Source organism: Anaerolineae bacterium (genome assembly GCA_025062375.1).
Classification (GTDB): domain Bacteria; phylum Chloroflexota; class Anaerolineae; order SpSt-600; family SpSt-600; genus SpSt-600.
Genome location: JANXAG010000048.1, coordinates 1 through 10,739, shown reverse-complemented (window position 1 = coordinate 10,739; position 10,739 = coordinate 1). Strand labels below are relative to the sequence as shown.

Annotated in this window: 9 protein-coding genes and 1 tRNA gene; 6 read left to right on the top strand and 4 right to left on the bottom strand. The window is 51.7% G+C overall.

Going from position 1 to position 10,739, the window contains the following annotated elements; translation table 11 throughout:
• Nucleotides 1-207, top strand: a 207-nt coding sequence (locus tag NZ653_09335; GenBank protein ID MCS7287323.1) for a hypothetical protein, incomplete at its 5' end; no start/stop codon positions are given.
• 10 nt (nucleotides 208-217) lie between these two features.
• Here NZ653_09335 and NZ653_09330 read toward each other — a convergent pair.
• From NZ653_09330 to NZ653_09315, 4 genes are all read right to left on the bottom strand, one after another.
• Nucleotides 218-2,755 carry a hypothetical protein gene (locus tag NZ653_09330; GenBank protein ID MCS7287322.1) on the bottom strand — a complete coding sequence of 846 codons (2,538 nt, stop codon included), beginning with the start codon at nucleotides 2,753-2,755 and terminating at the stop codon, nucleotides 218-220.
• The gene (locus NZ653_09325; GenBank protein MCS7287321.1) at nucleotides 2,736-3,875 is read right to left on the bottom strand and encodes an N-acetyltransferase; all 1,140 of its coding nucleotides are present in this window, start codon (nucleotides 3,873-3,875) and stop codon (nucleotides 2,736-2,738) included. The genes NZ653_09330 and NZ653_09325 overlap by 20 nt, the downstream gene beginning before the upstream one ends.
• A gap of 69 nt (nucleotides 3,876-3,944) precedes the next feature.
• On the bottom strand, nucleotides 3,945-5,762 hold the full coding sequence (locus NZ653_09320; GenBank protein ID MCS7287320.1) for an aldehyde ferredoxin oxidoreductase family protein: 1,818 nt from the start codon (nucleotides 5,760-5,762) through the stop codon (nucleotides 3,945-3,947).
• 2 nt (nucleotides 5,763-5,764) lie between these two features.
• Complete coding sequence (locus NZ653_09315; protein MCS7287319.1) at nucleotides 5,765-6,823, bottom strand: 2-hydroxyacyl-CoA dehydratase family protein; 1,059 nt, start codon at nucleotides 6,821-6,823, stop codon at nucleotides 5,765-5,767.
• Nucleotides 6,824-7,022: 199 nt separating this feature from the next.
• On the opposite strand from NZ653_09315, the gene NZ653_09310 reads away from it, so the two are divergent.
• From NZ653_09310 to NZ653_09290, 5 genes are all read left to right on the top strand, one after another.
• Nucleotides 7,023-8,555: a GAF domain-containing protein gene (locus NZ653_09310; GenBank protein ID MCS7287318.1), complete on the top strand. Its 1,533-nt coding sequence runs from the start codon at nucleotides 7,023-7,025 to the stop codon at nucleotides 8,553-8,555.
• 4 nt (nucleotides 8,556-8,559) lie between these two features.
• Nucleotides 8,560-9,168, top strand: a complete 609-nt coding sequence (locus NZ653_09305) for an ATP-binding protein (protein ID MCS7287317.1) — start codon at nucleotides 8,560-8,562, stop codon at nucleotides 9,166-9,168.
• Nucleotides 9,165-10,157, top strand: a complete 993-nt coding sequence (locus NZ653_09300; GenBank protein ID MCS7287316.1) for a diacylglycerol kinase family lipid kinase — start codon at nucleotides 9,165-9,167, stop codon at nucleotides 10,155-10,157. Before NZ653_09305 ends, NZ653_09300 begins: the two co-directional genes overlap by 4 nt.
• A 59-nt stretch (nucleotides 10,158-10,216) precedes the next feature.
• A tRNA-Thr gene (locus tag NZ653_09295) sits at nucleotides 10,217-10,292 on the top strand.
• A 24-nt stretch (nucleotides 10,293-10,316) separates the two neighbouring features.
• A partial coding sequence (locus tag NZ653_09290) for a GTP-binding protein (GenBank protein MCS7287315.1) occupies nucleotides 10,317-10,739 on the top strand: 423 nt, incomplete at its 3' end.

The window sequence follows — 10,739 nt, the reverse complement described above, 5'->3', positions numbered from 1 at the left end:
GCTCTGGGGGATAACGAGGGAAGATTGTTTTCTGACTCCTCGCCAGAAAATGGTTCTTCTTTTTACATCCGTGGGCCAGGCCTCGCCATAGTTTCAGGTTTCGTTCGCAGGTGGGTTACAGCCAGGCATTGCACTATAATACCCCACAGGGGTTGCCACAGTGGCGGGTCTCACCTCCAGTTCGTCCCCTTCAGGGCCCGGAAATAGCCCGAAGGTTTTACGGTTGAGCCGGATAAAGTTCTATGTGGCTTATAGCTACGGCTACTGAGGGTTCGCTCACAGCCTCCCCGGTGAAAACTGATACAGGTCTGAAGGGGTGATAAGCCTCGCCAAGAACTCCTTCACCCTTAACCCCCAGAAAAGCGTAAGAACACCGGAAACACCCCCGGAGGTCAACCCTGGCTCCCAGAGCCTGGAGGGCCTCAACTGCTTTGCCCTCAAGCTTAAGAGAAGCCTCATCCTTGACTCCAATGGCCACAGTATAGCCTGCAGGAATAGACGCCAGATAGCTCGCCAGCTTTTCCGATTCCCTCTCCGAGGCAAAGGTGTCAAAAGAAGCAATGTCTTTTACCTCGCCACCTGGTGAAATGAGAACAACGTTGTAGCCCCGTCTATCGAGGGCCACATCCCTGCCCTTTACATAGATGTGAACGAAATCGCCCACATGCATCCCCGCGCTTCGGACCAGAACCCCTTCAGGAGGCAGGAAAAGTTTAGAGAAACAAAGAGTAAACTCATTAAGCCCTTCTTTCAAAGCTTCCGGTGGGATGTAAATTTCATATTCATTCCACCCGGCTTTCAGGGCAATAGTGGCGAGCTTGCCCTTTCCCGCCTCCACAACCATTACTTGGCCTTCTCCAGGGGAGAAAATCCGGAACCTCATCCTGTAAGCCCTGGTTTCCAGAGGCAGAAAGAGGCGGGCCTTGTGCCTTTGAACCCACACATAATCCCCCGTAGGAACCGGAGCCCATCCTTCACCGCGGTAGAGGTGAGCAATGGGCTCTCCCATCGCAATGGAAATGCGGTCCGGGAAGGGGATATTATCAACCTTGAAGACTAGAGGGCCACCAGGGAGCTCAGGGGGCATTTCAAGTCCGAAAATTTCAGCCAAATAATCCAGCAATGCCTTTGGAACCCGGCGCGGATGAACTACAATGTAGCGGATGTTGAAAAACCGGAGGAAATAAGGGGCAAGCCTTTTATCCTCCTCCAGAACTTCCGGCCATATTGTGTGACCGTTTTCCAGGGCCACGATAGTGTTGAGGATGGGAGCCTCGGTGAAATACTGGAACTTGAACTCCGGATTCCGGGAAGTATTTCCACCCAGGATGGGCCTCTGGTGCAATGTCTGGTAATATTGGACAAACATGATAATGGGATCTACGGTTCCCGTTATCCGGAAGCTATTCCGCCATGCCAGTGGTATTTCCAGCACTGTCCCAGGCTTAGGGTCAGAGGCAATATTAATGTAAGGTTCTGGAATGCGCATATCCGAAAGGGGCAATGGGATTGAGAGGTGCTCGAATATAATGAGCGAAAGCAGAGCGGCAAACAGGCCTTTCTTTATTTTTCCTTCTGCCTTTCTGAAAATCAGCTCAGCCCCTGAGGAAGCCGCTATGGCCAGACAAAGCATCACCAGCGTGTTGTAACGCCCTGGATAGCGATTGCCCTTGAAGAAGGGGATTTCCTGGAGAAGGGCAAAAGGCATGGGTATTCCTGTATCTTTGCCGTTAAAGTGGAGGGTAGGCCCCAGGGAAAGCAACGTAAAGATAATGGCTCCTGTTATCCAGAAAAGAGCTTTATTTCTCAGCCCCAAAAGAGCGAGGGTGAGTACTGCGAACCCAGGATATAGGTGTTGCCCCTTATCATGGGGGAAAGGGAAACGATCCACAATTTTACCCAGCAAAGGGTGGAGGCGCGTGGGCAGTAAAAACCCGACGGGGTCGGCCGAGAAGACTTCGGCGAAACCTGTGCCCCGGAGGAAAAAGTCCCCTTCCGCCAGAAGATCTGGCACCATAGCTATCAGGAGGGGAGATATTCCTGCCGCAAAGAGCAAAAACATAAAGGCAACTTGAACCAGGAGGTAGCGCGGGTTACCCAGGCGGAAGAAGAGAGCCCAGCCCAGGTAGAAAACGGTCAGGAGAAGGAGGAAAGAGGCGAAGGTCATTTCCGCCCAGGCCTGAAAGATGAGAAATAGGGCTCCAATGGCTGCCCATTTAGCTCCGCTATTTTTTCCAAGCCTGAGCAGAGCCAGGGCAAAGAAAGGCATCCACTGCGAGCTGGCGATATTGAATTGTCCGAGGGCCGCATAGAAAAGCTTGCAGGAGGCATAACCGTAGATCAATCCAGCCAAAAATGGCGGCAACTCCGACCGCGAAACCCTTAGCCCTTTGGCGAGGAGATAAGCTCCAAAGGCTGAAAGCGCGAAGGAAGATATCAGGATGATGTTAGTGGCAGGAATGAGGCCGAGAGCGAACTGAAGGGGAATGGAGAGTACGCCGTTGAGGACCGTAAGGGTGTAAAAGGCGAGGTTTATGCCGATAGGGTAAAACATATGCTGGCAATAGAAGGGGGAAGAACGGAGATCCAAAAGAGCATACTTAACCCACCACAGGTTCCAGGTGAGAGCCGGGTCATCCCCTCCATCGCCGGGGACGTGCGTGGTGAAATGCAGAGGCAGGGGCCAGGTTAAGAAGAGAGCCAGCAGCGTGTAAGAAGCAAAGATAAAAAGGTTTCTATGCCAGATTTTTTTCATATATCCGGTAAACTTTATAAATTCGCCCGCCGAGGCGCTGGACTATTCGGTTCATCATGACGTTGTTCTCCAAAATCCATGACACCTCGCAGCGAGTGTAGCCCTTTTTGAGGAGGGCCTTGGCCGTCTCCAGGTAAAAGATAGCGTCTATTCCCAAGTTGCGGTATCTTTCCACTACCCCCATCATGAAGAACCGGGCTGTGTCTATTTTCCTTTTATACCAGAGAAACTTCAGCCAGCCCAGCGGGAACAGTTTCCCATTTATCCTATGTAGCGGAATGTTAAGGTCGGGCAAAGTAACCGATAGCCCCACTGGTTCTCCGTTAACCTCCGCCACGAAGATGAGCTCAGGATCCAGGAAGGGTTTAAGGCCATAGGCTATATGCTTGAATTCTTCCTTGCTGAGAGGCACAAAGCCCCAGTTCTTGCTCCAAGCTGAATTGTAAACTTTCCAGCCTCTTTCCACTTCCCGGTCAAAGTCTTTGAAATTCAGGTTCCTGACCCTGATTCGGGGACGGTTGAGGGCAGCCTGGGCAGCTTTAAACACCTTTTCGGGGAGGTTTTCGGCATTGTTTTTGAAATCTTCGGCTTTAAGGATGTAAGCGTAAAGGTCCATTGCTTTGACGAAGCCCGCCTTTTCCACAAAGTCCACGTAGTAACGGGGATTGTAGGTCATCATGACCACAGGGCGGGAATCAAAGCCTTCCACTAGAAGGCCGCACTCTTCATTGGTGGAAAAATTCATAGGACCCCGTATGACCTCCATCCCCCTTTCAGCCACCCATTGACAGGCAGTTTCCAGGAGTTTTTGGGCTACAGGAAAATCTTCAATGCACTCAAAAAACCCGAAAAAGCCAGCCTTCTCCTGATGGAACTCGTTGTGAGTGTGGTTTATGTGGGCCGAAATTGTCCCAGCTATTTCCCCATCCTTTAGAGCCAGGAAAAGCTGAACCTCAGCGTGCTTGAAAAAAGGGTTACGGCTGGGGTCAAAGAAAGCTTTTCGCTCGCTTATCAATGGGGGAACCCAGTAAGGGTCATTAGCGTAAATTTTCCATGGGAAAAGGATGAATTGCTCAAGCTCTTTAGAAGTAATTACAGGCTTTATTTCAATTTTAGCCATCCTGCCTCCCGCTGGACAAAGCAACCCCTTAGTGCCCTGTCAAATCAACAGTGTTTAGCCCGGCAAACTTTATCCAACAAGGCCAAGCTCCCGCATTCTCTCGGAGGTGAGAGTTCCATCATCTGACCAGCCACGGACCTCATAGTAATCGGTCAGAAGTTTTTCCAGATCAGGAACAGCCCCCTCAGCTCCCCCGTCGGGGAGAGGGTGCAGGAGCAGGGACGGAAGTCTATCATCCTGGCGCTTTATCCCCATTTTCACATTGAAGGCTCGCTTAATGTCGAAGATATCTCTGCCTATTCTGATGAGCTCATCAATGCTTATATCCCAGCCAGTAGCCTCCCGAAGCATTCTGGCGATCCTTTCTGGGCCAGGGCTGCAGAACTGGCACATTATCATGGAATTGTAGAGGGCACGCCAATCCTGAATCCGAGCCACCATCCAGGCTTTACCCTCCACAGCAAAGCGGTCCCCCGGAATTATCCCGATTTCCGGTATAGCAGCTCCAGAATCTACACTATAGGGGTCGCCCTGCATATGGCAGGCGCCTCGGGGCGAGGTAGCATAGGCCAAGGCACTGCCAAAGAAAGCACGAGGCTCATGCATTGGCACTTCCAGACCTTTGACGTGAGCTGCCTCCTCAGGAAGCCCGAAGTGCTCCCCCATAGCTCTGGTCCCTTCCGCCAGGATGTCTCCGAAACCTTCCCTGTGAGCCATGAGATTTATAAGTTTGATAGCCCCATCGGGGTCGCCCCATTTCAAAGCAAAGCCCAGGTCCTTCTCGCTCAGAACCCCCTTCTCAAAAAGATGGTAGGCAAAGGCTATGGTAACCCCCGTGGAGATGGTGTCGAGCCCGAAAGAGTTGCAGAGATAGTTGGCGTAGGAAACAGCGGCCAGGTTGTCAACCATAAGGAGAGTTCCAAGGGCACAGAGGGTCTCATATTCAGGGCCCTCTGTCACCGGGAGGCTGTAAGGGCCTTCTTTGATTTCAACAACTCGCCCGCAAGCTATGGTGCAACCGTAGCAAGCACTCGTTTTGACCAGGATCGTTTCGGCCATGGTGGCGCCGCTGAGGTTTCTGGCTCCTTCAAATTGGCCCCTTGTAAAGTATTTAATCGGGACATCCCCAAACTCGTGACCCATATCCATCCAGAAAGCCGTCCCGCCGGTGTGGAAGAGCTGAGCAAGTAAATCCTCTTTAACCCAATCCCTGGCTTCCCGGGCCGCTTCGTTGAAGGCAGACTCGTTGTGGAGAGGTATGGAGCCAGAGCCCTTTACCGCAATGGCTTTGAGGTTTTTGGAACCCATAACTGCTCCCGGACCACCTCTGGCTGCAGCCCTGGCGTTATCGTTGATGATAGCTGCTAGCTTTACCAGATTTTCCCCCGCCGGGCCGATGCACGCTATCCTCGCTCTGGGCTCTTTAAGTTCTTCCTTGATTGCTTCCTGAACCCTGTAAGTATCCAGCCCCCACAGATGGGAAGCGGACCTTATTTCCACCTTATCATCACGAACCCAGAGGTAAACGGGCTCGGGAGCGCGGCCCCGGATAAGGATCCCATCAAAGCCAGCAAAGCGCAGTTCTGGCCCGAAAAAACCTCCAGCATTGCTTTCACCCCATATCCTGGTGAGAGGAGAAAGAAAACAGGCTGTGTAGCGTCCGCATGAGGGAGCCCTTGTCCCTACCAGAGGACCGGTCATGAAAAAGAGGGGGTTTTCAGGGCTTAGGGGGTCAGTGGAGGGTGAAATGAGGTCATAAAGGTAACGGCAGGCAAGTCCCCCTCCTCCCAGAAAACGAATTGCATATTCTTCCTTCAGGGGTTCTACTGTCCATTGCCCTTGGTCTAAATCTACCACGAGGATCTTGCCAAGGTATCCTCCAGCCATTCTTATCCTCCTGTAAGCATTTCCAAGAAAGCTTGGATCCTTGTAACGGCAGGGCCAATGGCCCCGGGCTGCTCCACTTCCACCATGAGAAGTGGGATTCCATTCTCTTTGAAAATGGAGTCCATCATAGGGTATTCCCAGCCCCAGGGGTCACAGAACTTCTGGCGAACCAGAATTACCCCTTGAGCATTAGCTTTGCGGGCTTTTTCCACAAGATTCTGAGAATAAGCCCCGGTGCGCACGAACTTGCAGGGACAAAGGGGTCTTTCCAGCAGGCGCTTTGCAATTGCTTCCATGGGCGGAAGCGATTCATCGGCCAGGGTCTGGAAATAGCGGGTGCCATTGCAAAAGTCATCTTCAACTATTTTGCCCCCGCTTTTTTCTATGGCCTCTACCAGACTCAGATCATCAAGGGTAGAACCAGCCAGCAGGATTCGGAATTTGCCCGAAGGCTCCTCCCCTTCCCACTTTGAGGATTCTAAAAAGCTTATGGCCTCTTCCAGGGGCATGGTAAGAGCTCTGTCCACAGCCTGGAAAAAGCGAGAAGCCGGCATCCTTTCCCGTCTTGAAGCCAGCTCCTGAAGGAGGGCGCGTTTCCTGTTAACAAGCTTTACAGCCTCCCTCAAGCTTTCCTCCCCGATGGCTTTGCCTGTGAATTCTTCCAGGCGTCCTTTAAGGCGCTCCAGTTCGGCGATAGTGTAATGAAAAGCTTTTCCTGAACTGAGAACAGTGGGAAAGTTGAAAGTTTCTACGAAAATCCCAGGGCGAGCCTGAGGCCATATATCGGCAAGCCCCTGCATAGTATCGCAAGTATGCGAGAAAATCATTCCTGCAAGGAAATCAAGCTCACCTTTGATGGCTCGGTGTAAACAAGCTCTGGAAAGATAACAAGTGTAACTCTGAAGGTGGGTTTGGGATAATGAGGCGTCAGTTACACCAGGAATTATACGTATAGGGTTAAACCCCGCCGCTACGAGCAATTCCTCGGGAATGTAAGAACAAAAGTACCCAATGGCCTTTAGAGAGGCCCATCTCTCGCGCCACTCGGCGTACGAGCTCATGGCTTCTCCTTTATGGGGGCAGAATTAAAATCGCATAAAGCATAGCACGAAGGAGGATTTTACGCAAAATCGGTGGCGTGTTCTCGGGGCTCCTTAGTGCTCCCGTGGGCTAAAGGCTTGTCGCAGTTTTGAGCTCCGCTCGGGGTTGATGGGAATTTTTTCTCTTTTCCACCTGGTTTTATAATTAATGCAGGGGAAAATGGAGAAGGAAGCTCTTATCTCAGCCATAAGGCGGATAACAAACGCCATAAACTCGGCTATGGATCTGGCCACAACGTTGCAACTTATAACCAGCACCACCGCCGAGGTTATGGGGATGGATTCTTGTTCCATCTACCTTCTGGATAAGTCCGGGCAATACCTGGTGCTCAGGGCTTCAACGGGGCTCGCCCCTCAGGCTATAGGTAAAGCCAGGCTTCGCCTGGGAGAAGGATTAACCGGTTGGGCCGCCCTTCACGGGGTTCCGGTGGCCGTAAGGGATGCCGCTGCAGACCCCCGCTTCAAACTCCTGCCCGAAACGGAAGAATGGCACTTTAAATCCCTCATGGCAGTTCCCCTTTCCATCCAGGGCAGAATTATCGGGGCTATGAATGTGCAGACTTCCTCTTACCACGATTATACGGAAGAAGAGATAGAGCTCCTCAGCCTGGTGGCAGACCTAGCAGCCGGAGCTATTGAAAAGGCAATGCTTTACGATAACATGCAGCGGCAGCTGGAGGAGCTTTCCGCTTTGGCCGAGGTGAGCAAAACCATAGTTTCCCCCCTTTATCTTGACGATGTTCTCAAAGTAGTGGTGGAAATGGCAGCCAGAATGATCAAAGCCGAAGGTTCCCTCCTTCTACTACTGGATGAAAAGGGTGAACTTTCCATTCGTGCCTCTTACGGCCCTCCTAAAACTCCTCCGGAACTCGGAGAAGTGGTCTCAAACGGAAAGATAAAGGTTTCATCCGGTACTCCCTCCATTCTGGCAGTGCCCCTGATCGTGCGGGAGAGGGCACGGGGAGTTCTGGTCTGTTACACTGAAAAGCCCCGCAATTTCTCTCAAGAGGAAATAAGGTTCCTCTCAACCCTGGCAAACCAGATAGCCCTCGCCATAGAAAACGCCACCCTTATCACCGGAATGACCGTAATAAGGGAAATGCACCACCGAATTAAAAACAACCTGCAGACAGTAGCTATGCTTTTAAGGATGCAAATGGCCGAGGAGGAAAACAAATCGGCACATCGTTCCTTCCAGGAAGCCATAAACAGGATCCTGAGCATCGCGGCTGTCCACGACATCCTATCGAGCCAGGGATTCCACCAGGTAGATATTCTGGCCCTTCTGGAAAAGCTCGGTTCTATCCTGGCCGAAAACATGAGGGTTCCCGGCAAAGAAATAACCTTGAAAGTTCAGGGCCAGCCCCTTTTCTTGCCCGCTCGCCCTGCCACCGCCCTGGCTCTGGCGGTGAACGAGCTCCTTCAAAATGCTCTGGAGCACGCCTTCATAGGGAAAGCGCAAGGGACTATATCCGTGACAGTGGGACAGATTGGAGACAGATTTTCCGTGGAAGTCGTTGATGATGGAGTAGGATTCAAGGAGCCAGAATCAAGGCAAACCCTCGGTCTCCAGATAGTTCGCACTTTGGTGGAGGAAGACCTCAAAGGATCTTTTGAAATAAACCGGGGAAATGATGGCAGAGGAACTCGGGCTCTTATAGAAGCTCCTATCCTCAGAGGTATTGCGGGGTAGACCTATGGAGAGGATGGAGAAAGAAGGGTTCTATATAGACCTGGAAAAGGCGGTGGCTGAAGTGGAAAGCAAACTCGCTAACACTTCCCACATTACCGCTTATCCTGTCCTGGTCATGCTTTCAGGTTTACCAGGCACGGGAAAATCCTACCTGGCGAGGAAGCTGAGTGAGAGGGTCCCCTTTGTGATAGTGGAATCGGATTTCGTGCGTAAAACCCTCTTTAATCCTCCCTCCTACTCTTCACGGGAAAGCGCCCTCGTGCACAAAGTGTGTCATATCCTGATTGACCGGCTTCTCAAGAAGGGGTTGAGGGTTATCTTTGATGCCACAAACCTTTCAGAAGTTCACCGGGAATATGTATACAGACTGGCGGAAAGAAACAATGCCAAGCTGGTAATAATCCAGACTGTGGCCCCGGAAGAGGTGGTACGGGAAAGGCTCGAGAAACGCCATACCGCAAGAGATAACCATGATATTTCCGATGCTGACTGGAGCGTTTATTCCCGTATGAAAGAATACCAGCAACCCATCAGCAGGCCGCATATAGTGGTGGACACCAGCAGAGATCTTGAGGAAGAAATCCAGAGAATTTTACGAGTGCTCCAACGATGAAAGGGCTGATAATCTTTAACCCCGCTGCCGGTCCCCGCCGGAACTGGGAGGCTTTAACCAGAGCGGCCAGTGTCCTGGAAAGAGGTGGGTGGAAAGTAGAAATAGTGGAGACGGAAAACAGCCACGATGTTTATCTGATGGCCAAAGAGGCTGCTTCCCTTCGCTACAATGCAGTAATAGCTGCTGGGGGCGACGGCACCGTTAACGGGGTAGTCAATGGCATAGTGGGGACGGAAACGGCCTTAGGGGTTCTGCCCCTTGGCACCGGGAACGTTTGGGCAAGACAGCTGGGCCTGACATCTGCTAACCTTTTTCTGAGCTCGCCCGATGTCTCCAGTGCTGCTGAAAAGTTACTGGAATCTTCTGTAGCTCTTGTAGATGTAGGAATCGCCAATGACCGCCATTTTCTTCTTTGGTGCGGCATAGGCATAGATGCCCTTGTCACCGAGGAGGTGGAATCTCACCCTGCAGTGAAAAGGAAATTAGGCGCCGCTGCGTTCGTGGCAGCTGGAGTAATAACAGCCATAACCTTTTTGGGAACAAGGTCCACCTTCCATATGGATGGGAGGACCTTCAGACGAAGGATTATCCTGGCTATTGTAAGCAATGTTTGCCTCTATGGAGGGATGATCAAAGTTGCCCCCTACGCCCGTGTAAACGATGGGCTGCTGGACCTTTGCATTTTCAAAGGTTACAGGTTTCCCCAGCTTATCCACCACGTCTACACAGTTCTTTCCGGGAAGCATGTGAGCGACCCTCTAGTGGAGATGAAGCGGGTTTCCCGCCTCAGAGTTACAACAGCGCGCCCATTTTCTATCCAGGTGGACGGTGAGCCCATAGGCAAGACCCCGGTGCAAATAGAGGTTAAGCCTCTGGCTCTGAAAGCTCTCATCCCCCCTACCTGCCCGGCGTATTTGTTCGTGCCTCGGGCCAGAAAGAGCGATCTTCCTGCAACTGGTGATAGCCCTAATCCTCCGCCTTCCTGGTAGCCTGGAAAACGCTAAAATTTGACAAAAAATTTGCTGTCCTATATAATATACGCAAAAGAGCCCACGTAGCTCAGCCGGCAGAGCAACGCCTTGGTAAGGCGTAGGTCACCGGTTCAAATCCGGTCGTGGGCTCCATAATTTGTAAGGGGAGGGGTTGAGATGTCTAAACCCAAGTTTGTTAGAACCAAACCGCACGTGAACGTGGGGACGATAGGGCATATTGACCATGGGAAGACAACCCTTACGGCGGCGATAACGAAGGTGTTGAGTTTCAAGGGGCTTGCCCAGTTTGTTCCTTTTGAGGAGATAGACAAGGCTCCTGAGGAGAGGGCGAGGGGTATAACGATCAACATAGCTCACATTGAGTATGAGTCTTACCGCAGGCACTATGCTCACATAGACTGTCCTGGGCATGTGGACTACATAAAGAACATGATAACTGGTGCGGCTCAGATGGATGGTGCCATTTTAGTGGTGGCGGCTCCTGATGGGCCGATGCCTCAGACCAGGGAGCACGTTCTTCTGGCCAGGCAGGTGAACGTTCCGGCGATGGTGATTTTTCTCAACAAGGTGGACATGATG